General features: G+C 68.0%; 11 protein-coding genes, 1 tRNA gene and 1 pseudogene. 3 read left to right on the forward strand and 10 right to left on the reverse strand.

The window, feature by feature from the left end:
* Positions 1 to 4: 4 nt before the first annotated feature.
* The 9 genes from ACP2WS_RS04990 to ACP2WS_RS05030 all read right to left on the reverse strand — a co-directional run bounded on the left by ACP2WS_RS04990 (position 5) and on the right by ACP2WS_RS05030 (position 10,414).
* On the reverse strand, positions 5 to 1,279 hold the full coding sequence (locus tag ACP2WS_RS04990; protein WP_426459765.1) for a cytochrome D1 domain-containing protein: 1,275 nt from the start codon (positions 1,277 to 1,279) through the stop codon (positions 5 to 7).
* A complete protein-coding gene (locus tag ACP2WS_RS04995; protein ID WP_426459784.1) occupies positions 1,276 to 1,557 on the reverse strand; it encodes a c-type cytochrome in 282 nt (93 codons plus the stop codon). Before ACP2WS_RS04995 ends, ACP2WS_RS04990 begins: the two co-directional genes overlap by 4 nt.
* Positions 1,558 to 1,936: 379 nt before the next feature.
* A complete protein-coding gene (locus ACP2WS_RS05000; RefSeq protein ID WP_374492548.1) occupies positions 1,937 to 2,251 on the reverse strand; it encodes a c-type cytochrome in 315 nt (104 codons plus the stop codon).
* A 95-nt stretch (positions 2,252 to 2,346) separates the two neighbouring features.
* Entirely contained in the window at positions 2,347 to 4,104 is a 1,758-nt protein-coding gene (locus ACP2WS_RS05005; protein WP_426459767.1) for a cytochrome D1 domain-containing protein, read from the reverse strand.
* A gap of 181 nt (positions 4,105 to 4,285) precedes the next feature.
* Entirely contained in the window at positions 4,286 to 5,380 is a 1,095-nt protein-coding gene (locus ACP2WS_RS05010) for a BMP family ABC transporter substrate-binding protein (RefSeq protein WP_426459768.1), read from the reverse strand.
* Positions 5,381 to 5,546: 166 nt separating this feature from the next.
* The gene (locus ACP2WS_RS05015) at positions 5,547 to 6,695 is read right to left on the reverse strand and encodes a BMP family ABC transporter substrate-binding protein (RefSeq protein ID WP_374492552.1); all 1,149 of its coding nucleotides are present in this window, start codon (positions 6,693 to 6,695) and stop codon (positions 5,547 to 5,549) included.
* 79 nt (positions 6,696 to 6,774) lie between these two features.
* Positions 6,775 to 7,695, reverse strand: coding sequence for an ABC transporter permease (locus ACP2WS_RS05020; RefSeq protein ID WP_426459785.1), 921 nt, complete (start codon positions 7,693 to 7,695; stop codon positions 6,775 to 6,777).
* Positions 7,695 to 8,840, reverse strand: coding sequence for an ABC transporter permease (locus ACP2WS_RS05025; protein ID WP_426459769.1), 1,146 nt, complete (start codon positions 8,838 to 8,840; stop codon positions 7,695 to 7,697). The genes ACP2WS_RS05020 and ACP2WS_RS05025 overlap by 1 nt, the downstream gene beginning before the upstream one ends.
* Positions 8,837 to 10,414, reverse strand: coding sequence for an ABC transporter ATP-binding protein (locus tag ACP2WS_RS05030; protein ID WP_426459770.1), 1,578 nt, complete (start codon positions 10,412 to 10,414; stop codon positions 8,837 to 8,839). Before ACP2WS_RS05030 ends, ACP2WS_RS05025 begins: the two co-directional genes overlap by 4 nt.
* Positions 10,415 to 10,659: 245 nt before the next feature.
* Here ACP2WS_RS05030 and ACP2WS_RS05035 point away from each other — a divergent pair, with 245 nt between their 5' ends.
* From ACP2WS_RS05035 to ACP2WS_RS05045, 3 genes are all read left to right on the forward strand, one after another.
* Entirely contained in the window at positions 10,660 to 11,235 is a 576-nt protein-coding gene (locus tag ACP2WS_RS05035) for a hemerythrin domain-containing protein (protein ID WP_374492558.1), read from the forward strand.
* Between the two features lie 401 nt (positions 11,236 to 11,636).
* The gene (locus ACP2WS_RS05040; RefSeq protein ID WP_426459771.1) at positions 11,637 to 12,119 is read left to right on the forward strand and encodes a hypothetical protein; all 483 of its coding nucleotides are present in this window, start codon (positions 11,637 to 11,639) and stop codon (positions 12,117 to 12,119) included.
* 174 nt (positions 12,120 to 12,293) lie between these two features.
* A tRNA-Ser gene (locus tag ACP2WS_RS05045) sits at positions 12,294 to 12,381 on the forward strand.
* Between the two features lie 251 nt (positions 12,382 to 12,632).
* Here the strand turns inward: ACP2WS_RS05045 and ACP2WS_RS05050 are convergent.
* A pseudogene (locus tag ACP2WS_RS05050) lies at positions 12,633 to 12,800 on the reverse strand (IS30 family transposase); the annotation flags it as partial.

Here is a 12,800-nt window from a genome sequence, read left to right on the forward strand (position 1 = left end):
GGCCTCACATCCCCATGCGGGTGGCGCGGGTGGTAAAGAAGATGCCGGAGGGGCTGCGCGCCGGCAGCTCCTTGCGCACGGCAAAGGTGGCGGTGTCGATCACCATGAGCCGGTCGTCGTCGCGGCTGGAAATCCACACCTCGTCCCCCTTGGGCGTGAATTCCATGTGCAGAATCGCCCGCCCAGGCTTGAGGGTGCGCACCACCTTCATGGTCGGCACGTCGATGACCTGGACCGTGTCGTTGTGCGGAAAGGCAAAGTTCACCCACACCCGCCGTCCGGACGGCTCTGCCATCACGAACACCGGCTGGCCGTGCACGGCAATGGCGGCCTCCTGTTGCCAGCTGCGGCTGTCGGCCACCAGCACCTCGGGGTGTCCGATGGCGGGGAAGAAGGCATGGTCGCCCGCGATGCTCCAGCCACGCAGGTGCGGCATCTTGTAGACCGGCATCGGCGTCTGGCCATGGCCGTAGTGCGGCAGGATGCGGCGCACGCCACGCTCGGGATGCCAGGTGTCCAGGAGCGCCAGTCCGTCCTCTCCGTACAGGCCGGCAATGTAGTAGTGGCCATCCGTGCTCACCAGCCCGTCATAGGGCTGGCGCCCCACATGGGGAAAGCGCGTCACCGTGGGCTTGCGGGGGTCGGCGGCATCCACCACCCAGATTTCTCCCGCATCGAACAGGCTGAAGGCAAAGCGCTCGCCGGGCAGATCGGCCAGCCCCACCACCTTGGAGGCCTTGCCGTCCTCGCCGCGCGCAGGAATGTCGGCCAGCAGCTCCAGCGTGTCGGCATCGAAGAGCTTGACGCCGCCCGGCTCGTAGTTCTGGGCAGCCACCACCCGGCCGTTGGTGGAAATGGCTCCGCCGATGCTGTTGCCTGCCTGCATCACGCGGCGCTCGATGCGCTGGGTGAGCAGATCCACCTTGGTCAGGCCACCGTCGCGCCCGAACACGTAGGCGTGGCGACCATCGCGCGAAAACACCACCGACGCATGCGACAGATCGCCCAGCCCCTCGATGCGGGCCAGGCTGGTGCGCGCGTCGTTGTCCACCACCTGCACGCTGCCGGTGGCCCGCTCGATCACCACGCCCAGATCTCCCGTGCCGCGCAGCACGGGGGCCCCGGAGGCACCTGGACCGCCTGCGCAGCCGGCCACTCCGCCCGCAAGCAGGACACTGGCCGCCAGCGTGGCCAGCCGGGTGCGCAGCCGCCCGCCCTGCGAGCGTGCCGGCGTCGCCGCCAGACCCGTGAGAGGCAATGTGTGCTTGGTGTCGTTCATGGCAATCCCTTTCCGTTCTTGAGTACCCAGACCAGCCAGCGTGCTTCGGCTGGTGTCATGAAGGGCTGCCAGGGCGGCATGGCCGTGCCCGGGCGCCCCTGGAGAATGGTGGCCACCAGACTGTCTTCCGGCCGGTCGACGAGCGCCTGGGCCGTGATGGGGCTGCCGAGCCCGCCCTGCCGCGTCATGCCGTGGCAGGCCCCGCAGTCCTGCCGCAGCAGATGCATCAGCTCGGCCTGCCGGGCTGGGACGGGCGCCAGAGGCTCGGCCGTGCCCATGGCCCCCGTTGCCCCCTGGCTCTGCGCGACGGTGCTGTGCGCCTGCGGTGCGGCAGGCTCTGCCGCGGGAGCTGCCCAGATGCCGGCAGCCGCCAGCAACCCGGCCCCCAGGGCCGATGCGCGCCACAGGCATCGGCGAAATGTGCTTGCACCCCGGTCGGGCGCACCCTGCAATCGGTGATTCACGATGTCGTTCTCCTGCCCTGCCCCTCCCTTGCACCGGTGCGCCCCGCGCCCCGCAGGCAGAGGAAGATGTGCAACCCTTTCGCGACCGATGGCCCCTGCGATCGGTCGCGAAAGGCCTGCCCCCGCCGGGACGACAAAGGCCGGCGTCGGATGGCGCCGGCCTTTGCTGTGCCAGACGGGCCAGGCTCCGTCATCAGTGCGACAGCACCCACTTCACGAGGGTATGGGCATCTGCCTGGGACAGGCCGGCGTTGGGCGGCATGGGCACGGAACCCCATACGCCGGAACCGCCCTTCATGACCTTCTGCACCAGCTGGCCCTCGGCATTCTTGCCGCGGTACTTGGCTGCCACGCTCTTGAAGGCAGGGCCCACGACCTTGTGGTCCACGCTGTGGCAGGACATGCAGTTGTGCGACTGCGCCAGCGATTCGGGAGAAGCAGCCTGGGCCGCACCGGCAGCCAGGAGGCCAGCGGCCACGCAGACGGCGGAAAGGAAGGAAACTTTCATGGATATCTCCAGGGAAATGGCCTGCTCGCGCAGGCGGGAAGAGGAGGAAGGGATGGCGGCGTTTCCGGGGTCGCCATCCACGGGTGCATGGTAGCTCAGTACACGTCGTGCTGCGTGTTGTGCACGTTGAACTTGCCGGTCGGGGTGATGATGCGCGGATCCTTGATCACGGCCTTGCAGCTCAGGGTCTTGTCATCCATCACGACGATGGCCGATTCCTTGTTCTTGGCGCTCCACACGGAGAACCACACTTCGTCGCCCTTCTGGTTGTACTCGGGCTGCACGACACGCTTGGCGCCGTCGTCGCTGAGCTTGGCGCAGGCGGCCACATCCACGATCCGGGGTGCCTTGCTCAGGTCGCGGGTGTCGAACACGGCCACGCTCTGGCTGAGCTTGGGATCGGGGTTGAGTGCGGTATCGACCCACAGGTTGTGCGAATGCGGATTGGTCTTGATGAACAGCGAACCGCCACCCTGGCCCTTGAGCGTCTCGACCACCTTCCAGGCATAGGCCTTGTGCTTGACGGGGTCGGTTCCGATCAGGGAGATGGAGTCGTCACCCAGCCCCGAGGTGGCCCACACTGGCCCGAACTTGGGATGGACGAAGTTGGCGCCACGGCCCGGGTGCGGGGTCTTGCCCACGTCGATCAGGGCGGCCAGCTTGTCTTCCTTGGTGTCGACCACGGCGATCTTGTTGGAGGCATTGGCCGCCGTCAGGAAGTAGCGGCCCGTGCTGTCGAAGCCACCGTCATGCAGGAACTTGGCCGAGTCGATCACGGTCATCTTGAGGTTCTTGAGGTCGGTGTAGTCGACCATGTAGACCTTGCCGGTTTCCTTGGCATTGACCAGGAACTCAGGCTTGTAGTGGCTCGCCACGATGGCCGCCACGCGGGGCTCGGGGTGGTAGACATTGTCGACCGTCATGCCGCGGGTGGAGACGATCTTCTCGGGCTTGAGCGTGTCGCCTTCCATGATGACGAACTGGGGCGGCCAGTAGGTGCCGGCAATCGCGCGCTTGTCTTCCCAGCCCTTGAACTTGCTGGTCTCGACCGAGCGGGCTTCGAGGCCGACCTTCATCTCGGCGACGTTGTCGGGCACGGGCATCCACAGGTCGATCAGGTTGACGCGCGCATCGCGGCCGATCACGTACAGGTAGCGGCCCGAGGCGGACAGGCGGGAGATGTGCACCGCATAGCCGGTCTTGATCACGTTGACGATCTTCTTGGTGTCGCCGTCGATGAGCGCCACCTTGCCCGCATCACGCAGCGTCACGGAGAACAGGTTCTGCAGGTTGTAGTTGTTCATCTTGTGCTTGGGACGCTGGGCGACCGGCACATATTCCTTGCGGCTCTTTTCCATGTCCGCGAGCGAGAACTCGGGCGGCGTGGGAGGCGTCTGCTGCACGTAGCGCGCCATCAGGTCCACTTCCTGAGGGCTCAGCTCGCCGGAAGTCTGCCAGTTCGGCATGCCGGCCGGGCTGCCGTAGGCGATGAACACCTTGAGGTAGTCGGTTCCCTTGGCGAGCGTGATGTCCGGCGTGAGCGGCTTGCCGGTGGCACCCTTGCGCAGCACCCCGTGGCAGCCTGCGCAGCGCTGGAAGTAGATGTCCTTGGCGCGCTCGAACTCGGCCTTGGTCATGGGCGGCGCCTTGGGATTGATGTCCTGGTGCATCTCCACATTGCCCACCGGCGACCCGCCGGCCTCGGCATAGGCGGCAGTCGCCTCATTGGTGATGTGCCCCTTGCCTGCCGCTTCTGCGGCGGCCTTGGTGCCACTGCCCTGCGCCAGCAGGCTGGCGGACAGGCCCGCCAGCACGACGCTGGCTGCCAGGGTTTTCAGCTTGTATTGCCCCATGATGCATGCTCTCCATTGGTTGAACGAGGACGTGCAGGGATTGTGGGGCCAGTTGGTAACAAAGTGCTTTGATTGCAATCAACTGCTGCTTGCGGGGTTTTTGTCGATATGCTAAAGAGTAAATTGTTTTCGGGAGGTGGAGAGGGACTTCTCCAGCCTCGGGCACCCCACCATGCCCCGCTCACCGCCCCCACGGCGGAGCCTGCACGCCCTGCACCAGCCAGTTCATCTGCTGCACCTGGGGCTCGGTGAGGCGCTGCCCCGCCGCCAGCACCCGCCTGCCGGTCGAACTCACCAGCGGGCCTGCGAAGGGCTGCAGCCTGCCCGCTGCCAGCTCCGCCTGCCGCCGCAGCACCTCCTGCTGCACGGACACCGGCACGCGGCGCCCGAAATCCCCTACCCGTACCGCTCCCTCGTGCACACCGAGCGAGCTGTCCTGGCTGCGCCAGATGCCGCCCCGCAGCGCGCGCACCCGTGCCACCTCATAGCGTCCCCACCAGTGGGTCACGGCCACGATCTGCGCATCGGGCGCCACGCGGCGCATGTCGGAGTGGTAGGCCACCACCAGACGGCCGCGCTGCTGGGCCGCCACCGCCACAGCATCGGAGCCGGTATGGAAGGCCAGCACATCGGCTCCCTGGTTCATGAGCGTGGTGGCCGCCTCGCGCTCGCGGGCAGGATCGAACCAGCCGTTGAGCCACACCACCTGCACCCGCGCGTGGGGGTGCACCGAGCGCATGCCCAGGGCAAAGGCATTGATGCCCTGCAGCACCTCGGGAATGGGAAACCCTGCCACATACCCGGCCAGCCCCGTGCGGCTCATGCGCGCGGCCGCGATGCCGGCCAGATAGCGCCCCTCGTAGTAGCGCACATTGGCCGTGGCCACGTTGGGTGCACGGCGCAGGCCGGTCAGCGCCTCGAAGCGCACCTGCGGAAACTCCCGCGCCACCCGCAGCACCGGCTCCATATAGCCAAAGCTGGTGGTGAAGATCATCTGGTTGCCCTGGCGTGCCAGATCACGCAGCACGCGCTCGGCATCAGGCCCTTCGGGCACGCTGGCCACCGCCGTGGTATGCACGGCCGCCCCCAGGGTGCGGGCCACCTCCTGCCGGGCCAGCTCGTGCTGGTGCGTCCAGCCGGCATCGGTGATGGGAGAGACATAGACCCACGCCACCCGCGTGGGACGCAGGGCCGTCGCTGCGGCCCAGACGGGCCCGCAGCCCGAAGCGACGGCCGCACCCAGAAGGGTGCGACGGGTCACGAGGTTTTTGTACATGGTGTGCCTCCACATGGCTCCAGTGATGCGGATGTGTCGCTGGCGCGGCGGAGCATCCGCGCCAGTGGCTTTCCCGGGAGCGGGGCTGTCCCCCGCGGACCCGGAACCGGTGCAGGCAGCCCCACACCCCGGCGGGGCATGGCATGACGGCCCGCTGGTGTTCTGCTTACTTGCCGGCAGGCACCTGTCCCTCGACGCCCTTGACGTAGAAGTTGATGCCATGCAGGAACTTGTCGTCCGCCACCTGCCCCTTGGGCACGACTTCCTTGCCGCTCTGGTCGACGATGGGGCCCTGCCAGATGTGGAAGGTTCCGGCCTTGAGGCCGCTGCGGATCTCGTCGAGGCGGGACTTGACCTCGGCCGGCACGTCGGCGGCGAGGGAAACAAGGTCGATGGCCCCCTCCTTCACGCCCCACCAGCTCTGGCCGCTGTGCCACTTGCTGTCGAGCACGTCACGCACGGTCTTGATGTAGTACGGCGCCCAGTTGATGACGGCCGAGCCCAGGTGGGCCTTGGGGCCGTAGCTCGTCATGTCAGAGTCCCAGCCGAAGCCGCGCTTGCCGAGCTTTTCGGCAGTCTGCAGCACGGCCTGCGAATCGGTGTTCTGCATCAGGATGTCGGCCCCGCCATTGATGAGCGCGGTGGCGGCTTCCGTTTCCTTGGGCGGATTGAACCACTCGTTGACCCACACCACCTTGGTCTGGATGGCCGGATTCACGCTCTGCGCCCCCAGCGTGAAGCTGTTGATGTTGCGCAGCACCTCCGGAATCGGCACCGAGGCCACCACACCGAGCACATTGGTTCTGGTCATCTTGCCGGCCACCACGCCAGCCAGGTAGGCACCCTCGTAGGTGCGGCTGTCGTAGGTAGAGAGATTGGGGGCCGTCTTGTAGCCGGTGGCATGCTCGAACTTCACGTCCGGGAAATCGCGCGCCACCTTGAGCATGGGTTCCATGTACCCGAAGGTGGTGCCAAAGACCAGCCGGTTGCCCTGGCCGGCCAGATCGCGCAGCACGCGCTCGGCGTCGGCGCCCTCGGGCACCTTTTCCACAAAAGTGGTCTGCACACGGTCGCCGAATTCCTTCTCCACGGCCTTGCGTGCCGTGTCGTGCGCAAAGGTCCATCCCCCATCGCCCACCGGGCCGATGTAGACGAACGCCACCTTGAGCGGCCCCTTGGCCGCCGTGGCGGCCCCCGAGGCAGCGGCACTGGCGGCGCCGGCTGCCCCCTCCCTGCGGCCACAGGCGGCAAGCGCCACGGCCCCGGCAGCTCCGGCAGCCAGGCGGAAAAGGCTGCGCTTGTACAGATCAGTCATGGAAAGAACCTCGCAGAAATGCAAATCGAAAAAGGAAGCAGGCGCACGCCGCCGTGCAGGCCCTGCGGGCCCTCACGGCTCAGCGATCCGGATGGAAGGGCCGCCCCAGGGCAGCCGGCATGTTGACACGGATCCAGGCCGGATTGCGCGAAATGAGCGCCAGCACCACCACCGTGGCCACATAGGGCAGCATGGTCAGCAGCTGGCTCGGCACCTGCACCCCCCGGCTCTGCAGGTAGAACTGCAGCATGGTCACGCCCCCGAACAGCCAGGCCCCCAGCAGCACGCGCAGCGGCCGCCAGGTGGCAAAGGTGGTCAGCGCCAGGGCGATCCAGCCCTTGCCAGCCACCATGCCCTCGACCCACAGCGGCGTGTACACCACCGACAGAAAGGCCCCCGCCAGCCCGCACAGCGCCCCGCCCGCCACCACGGCCAGCAGCCGGATGCGCCGCACCGGATAGCCCAGCGCATGGGCCGACTCGGGCGACTCCCCCACGCTGCGCACCACCAGCCCGGCACGGGTGCGATAGAAGAACCACACCAGCCCGAAGGCCAGCGCCATGGAGACATAGACCAGAGGATGCTGCGTGAAGAGCGCCTTGCCCACGAACGGCAGCTCGCCCAGCACCGGCACGGTGTAGGCATGGCGCGCCGGCAGGCTGGCCTGCACATAGCCGGTGCCCACAAAGGCCGAGAACCCCGCCCCGAAGAGCGACAGCGCCAGCCCCGTGGCGAACTGGTTGGTATTGAGCCAGATCACCATGACGCCGAGCGCCGCCGCCAGCAGGGCTCCCACCGCCATGCCGGCCGCAAAACCCAGCCAGTCGCTCCCGCTGTGCACCACCGTGGCAAACCCGGCCAGTGCCGCGCACAGCATGATGCCCTCGGCCCCGAGATTGATGACTCCGGCCTTTTCGTTGATGAGCAGCCCCAGCGAGGCCAACGCCAGCACGGTGCCGGCACTGAGCATGGAGGCTATGAGCAGGGCGTAGGCGTCCATCATGCCTCCCCTGCGCCGGCCGCAGCGCCTGCGGATTCGGCATTCGATGCGTCAGCGCCAGCATCGGCGGCGGCAGCCACCACTCCCCGCCCCTGCAGCCGATACTGGATGAAGGTGTCACAGGCCAGCAGCATGAACAGCAGCAGCCCCTGGAACACCCCGGTGATCGACTTGGGCAGCCCCAGCCGGGACTGCGCCAGCTCGCCCCCGATGTAGAACATGCTCATGAGCAGGCTCGACAGCACCATGCCCACCGGATGCAGCCGCCCCACAAAAGCCACAATGATGGCCGCGAACCCATAGCCTGCCGGCACATGCGGCGTGAGCTGCCCCACAGGCCCCGCCACTTCCAGCGCTCCCGCCAGACCTGCCGCCCCGCCCGAAACCAGCATCGCCACCCACAGCGCCCGGCGCGAGGAGAACCCCGCATAGCGTGCCGCCGCCGGCGCCAGCCCGCCCACCTGCTGTGCAAACCCCGCCCGGGTGCGGAACAGATACGCCCACAGCACCAGCGCCCCCACGAGCGCGATCGGCAGACCTATGGACACACGCGATCCCTGCATCAGCAGCGGCACCTGCGTGGCCGGCTCGAACAGGCGCGTCTGCGGATAGTTGTAGCCCATCGGGTCCTTCCACGGCCCAAAGACCAGATAGCCCAGCACCTGCTCTGCCACATACACCAGCATCAGGCTCACCAGAATCTCGTTGGCATGGAATCGGTCGCGCAGCAGCGCCGTCACCCCGGCCCAGGCCATGCCGCCGGCCACCCCGGCCAGCAGAACCGGCAGCACGATCCAACGGCTGCTCTCGGGCGTGGCCGTGAGCGCCACCCCCGTGGCCGCCACGGCACCCAGAATGAACTGCCCCTCCGCCCCGATGTTCCACACGTTGGAGCGGAAGCTCACCGCCAGCCCCAGCGCGATCAGCAGCAGCGGCGTAGCCTTGAGCAGCAGCTCGCCCACGGCATAGGCATCGCGCACCGGCTGCACAAAGAACATGTCGAGCCCCTGCACCGGGTCCTTGCCCAGCGCCACAAACAGCAGCACGCCTCCCGCCACCGTCAGCGCCAGGGCCAGCAGCGGGGACGCCACGCTCCACAGCCGCGAAGGTTCCGTACGCGGCACCAGCCGCCACCCGAGTCTCATGCGCTTGCTCCCTCCATCCGTGTCCGTGACTGTGCCCGTGTTTCGGCAGCCTCGGGGGCCGGGCCGCCAGCCGCTGCCTCGTCCCACAGGCCACTCATCCAGGCCCCGATGCGCTCCACCGTGGCCTCGGCCACCGGCACGCTGGGCGACAGGCGCCCCCGTGCCATGACCACCAGCCGGTCGCTCAGGGCAAACAGCTCCTCCAGCTCCTCGCTCACCACCAGAATCGCGCACCCGGCATCGCGCAGCGCCAGCAGCTCGGCATGGATGCGCGCCTGTGCGCCCACATCCACGCCCCAGGTCGGCTGCGCCACCAGCAGCACCCGCGGCGCCGCATCGATCTCCCGGCCCACGATGTACTTCTGCAGATTGCCCCCCGACAGCGACTGCGCCGTAGCCTCCACGCCCGCCGCCTTGACCCCGAACCGCTCCACGATCCGCCGGGCCTGCGCGCGCAGCGCCGCCACGCGCACCCAGCCCAGTCGCGACACCGACTCGGTGCGCGTGAGCAGCAGATTGCGATCGAGCCCCAGGCCAGGCACCGCCGCCCGCCCGAGGCGCTCTTCCGGCACAAAATGCATCCCCGCCCGGCGCCTGCGCCCCGGCGGCCAGCGGCCCACGGATGCTCCCTCCAGCACAATGGCCTGCGCAGGCGCGCGCCGGTCCTCGCCGGACAGCGCATACAGCAGCTCGCGCTGCCCGTTGCCCGACACCCCGGCCACCCCCACGATCTCGCCCGCCCGCACCGTCAGCGACAGCGCATGCAAATCCGTCCCGAACTGCTCCTGCGCCGGCAGCGTCAGCCCCTGCACCGCCAGCCGCACCTCGCCGGGCTCGCCCGTGCGCGGCGGCAGCGCCGGTGGTTCCGCGCCGATCATCATCCGCGACAGCGAGGCATTGCTCTCCCCGCGCGGATCGCAGGTGCCCGTCACCCGGCCTGCGCGCAGCACCGTGCACGCCGTGCACAGCGCACGAATCTCGTGGAGCTTGTGGCTGATGTAGAGAATGCTGCAGCCCTCGGCCGCCAGCTTGCGCAGCACACTGAACAGCGCCTGCACCGCCTGCGGCGTCAGCACCGACGTCGGCTCGTCCAGAATCAGCAGCCGCGGATGCGTGAGCAGCGCCCGGATGATCTCCACCCGCTGCATCTCCCCCACCCCCAGCGTGCACACCAGCCGGTGCGGGTCGATCTCGAGCCCATAGGCCCGGGCCTGCTCCCCGATGCGGCGCGTCACCTCGTCGAGCGTCAGGGCGCGATCCAGCCCCAGCCACACGTTCTCGGCCACCGTGAGCGAACCGAACAGGCTGAAATGCTGAAACACCATCGCAATGCCCAGCGCCCGAGCCGCCTGCGGACTGTCGATGCGCACCTCCTGCCCGTCGAAGCGCACGCCCCCCGCATCCGGCTGCACAGCGCCGTAGATGATCTTCATCAGGGTGGACTTGCCCGCGCCGTTCTCGCCCAGCACCGCATGAATCTCGCCCGGCTGCACCACCAGATCGACATCGGCATTGGCCACCACGCCCGGATAGCGCCTGGTGATGCGGGAAAGCTGAAGACGGGGAACAGTCATATCGGGAAACCCATGATGCGGATGCGGATGGCAGGCCACGGGAAGGGAAAAAATCCACGCGCCACCCCGCCGCCCCATGGATCGCACAGGCGCGGCGCCAGTGGCGCAAGACTGCATTTTCGCAGCAATCGCGCCCCCGTGCACCCCACCCTCACCCCCCGATCCATGACTGGCGTCATGCCCACGCGCTCTGCAGGCGGCGCACAATCGCAGACCTGTCCCCCTTCTGCCGAAAAGAGCTCCCCATGGCCACCGTCTCCCTTTCCGAACCCGGCCGCCGCGCCAACGCCACCTTCGAAGACCCGCAGGCCATGCTGGAAGCCTGCCATGACCGCGTGCAGCGCATGTGCACCCTGCTCGAACGCCTCACCGAGCACGCCGGCCTCCACGGCGCCGACACCCAGGCCCGGCAGGCCGCCACCGACGTCATGCGCTACTTCGACCTGGCAGGCCCCCACCACCATCAGGACGAGGAACTCCACATCTTTCCCGTCCTCCTCGCCAGTGGCGACACCGCCCTCATCGACACCGCTCGCACCCTGCACCAGCAGCATGTGGACATGGCCGCCCTGTGGCAGACCGTGCGTGCCCAGCTCGCTGCCCTGCAGGCCGGCGACCCCGCCCCCCTGCTCGCCGACAGCGCCCCCGCCACGCAGTTCGTCACCATGTACACCGCCCACATCCCGCTCGAAGAAGACGTCGCCTACCCCGCCGCCTTCGCCCGCATCGCGGACGGCCAGCGCACCACCATCGGCGAGGAAATGGCCCACCGTCGCCAGTCCCCCACCGCTGCCGCCCCCTCCACGCCCCCAGCTCCATAAGCGCTTGACGCAGGCGAAAGCCACCCCGGCTCCCGCCCTTCCGTCCACCTCCTCTCTGCACCCCAGCACACCGGGAGGCGTGCGCGGACTGCGGACTGCGGACTGCGGACTGCGGACTGCGGACTGCGGACTGCGGACTGCGGACTGCGGACTGCGGACTGCGGACTGCGGACTGCGGACTGCGGACTGCGGACTGCAACATACAGCATGCACCCGCCCTTCTCACAGGGACGCCGTGCACGGCAAACTTCCCGCATCCCCATTCCTCCTGCCTCACCCCCTGCCCGCAGGCAGTCAGAAGTGGTACGGTAGCACCATCGGGCCACGGCAGCCCCTGCCCATGGCTGGCCCATGGGCTTGCGCATGCCGTCGTGGCCCATCCCTGCCTCAGGAGCCCTGCCATGCCCCCATCCACTGCCCTACAGCGCCCCCGCCGCGCCGCAACTGCCCGGCCCGCCACCCGCCGCACCCTCCTTGCGGGAGCAGGCGCCATCGCTGCCACCCTGCTCGCCGGCTGCTTCGGGGGTGGCCAGCGCGTCATCACCAGCCGCCGCGACGGCTACCGCGAACGCGCCGCCCGCCACCTCTACAGCCGCTACGCCTCCCGCGTCTACCCCGGCAAGATGGTGCCCATGCTCTACGCCGTCGGCACCGTCGAAGTCACCCTCAGCCCCTCCGGCCGCGTCCTCGGCACCCACTGGCTGCGCCGCCCCACCCACGCCCCCGAAGTCGTCGCCACCATCGACCAGCTCATCGCCAGCGCCTCCCCCTTTCCCGCCCCCGGCGGCACCGGCACCACCCGCTACGTCGACACCTGGCTCTGGGACGAAAGCGGCCGCTTCCAGCTCGACACCCTCACCGAAGGCCAGCGCGACGCCTACTGACCCCGCAGCCCCGGGCCGCTACGCTACAATCCCCGCTTCACCTCCCATCGCAGGGAGGCAACAGCGGGCGCACAGCCCCTGCCACCGACACCGCGAGGACGCCCGACCACACCCAGCCCGTCCCCGCCCGCGCACCCCGCGCCCCAGGTCGGTCCACGCGACAAACAACACCCCGGAGGTGTGGCAGAGTGGTCGATTGCACCGGTCTTGAAAACCGGCAACGGGCAACCGTTCGTGAGTTCGAATCTCACCGCCTCCGCCAAAATATGAGCCAAGTGATTGATTTTAATTGGCTTTTTTCTTTGTTTACCTACTTCCCCACCCAAACACCCGCCCAAAGTCAACTCGGTAGGGCTTGCAATTGATTGCAGCGGGGTTCGTAGGGCTTCAAGGTGTTGCGCTTGGCACGAACCCATAGCCGGGATCGCGTAGAAATGTGGGCAAAGTGCCTCGAAACCTTCGGCGGTCTCCAAAGCGAAGTGCAACACTGTGATGGAACTGCAGTGACTTCGATCAGTGGATGGTAGCGGTCTTGGCCTGTTGGATGTCCCGCATGAACTGCCTGAAGGTCTGGTAGGGGCTGTTCCAGTCCAAGGTCTGGCGTGGCCGGTTGTTCATCAGATCTGCGATGGAGTCCAGCATGTCCTGGTCATGCACCGACAGGTCAGTGCCCTTGGGCAG

Origin of the sequence: Brachymonas moutaii (nom. illeg.), assembly GCF_049977365.1 — a bacterium.
Taxonomy (GTDB): Bacteria; Pseudomonadota; Gammaproteobacteria; order Burkholderiales; family Burkholderiaceae_C; genus Brachymonas.

What these genes read in the sequence shown, in the direction of transcription:
- ACP2WS_RS05020 (WP_426459785.1), bottom strand. Translation starts at nt 7,695, where the DNA reads ATGGACGCCTACGCCCTGCTCATAGCCTCCATGCTCAGTGCCGGCACC.
- ACP2WS_RS05000 (WP_374492548.1), bottom strand. Translation starts at nt 2,251, where the DNA reads ATGAAAGTTTCCTTCCTTTCCGCCGTCTGCGTGGCCGCTGGCCTCCTG.
- ACP2WS_RS05030 (WP_426459770.1), bottom strand. Translation starts at nt 10,414, where the DNA reads ATGACTGTTCCCCGTCTTCAGCTTTCCCGCATCACCAGGCGCTATCCG.
- ACP2WS_RS05005 (WP_426459767.1), bottom strand. Translation starts at nt 4,104, where the DNA reads ATGGGGCAATACAAGCTGAAAACCCTGGCAGCCAGCGTCGTGCTGGCG.
- ACP2WS_RS05010 (WP_426459768.1), bottom strand. Translation starts at nt 5,380, where the DNA reads ATGTACAAAAACCTCGTGACCCGTCGCACCCTTCTGGGTGCGGCCGTC.
- ACP2WS_RS05035 (WP_374492558.1), top strand. Translation starts at nt 10,660, where the DNA reads ATGGCCACCGTCTCCCTTTCCGAACCCGGCCGCCGCGCCAACGCCACC.
- ACP2WS_RS05025 (WP_426459769.1), bottom strand. Translation starts at nt 8,840, where the DNA reads ATGAGACTCGGGTGGCGGCTGGTGCCGCGTACGGAACCTTCGCGGCTG.
- ACP2WS_RS04990 (WP_426459765.1), bottom strand. Translation starts at nt 1,279, where the DNA reads ATGAACGACACCAAGCACACATTGCCTCTCACGGGTCTGGCGGCGACG.
- ACP2WS_RS05040 (WP_426459771.1), top strand. Translation starts at nt 11,637, where the DNA reads ATGCCCCCATCCACTGCCCTACAGCGCCCCCGCCGCGCCGCAACTGCC.
- ACP2WS_RS05015 (WP_374492552.1), bottom strand. Translation starts at nt 6,695, where the DNA reads ATGACTGATCTGTACAAGCGCAGCCTTTTCCGCCTGGCTGCCGGAGCT.
- ACP2WS_RS04995 (WP_426459784.1), bottom strand. Translation starts at nt 1,557, where the DNA reads ATGGGCACGGCCGAGCCTCTGGCGCCCGTCCCAGCCCGGCAGGCCGAG.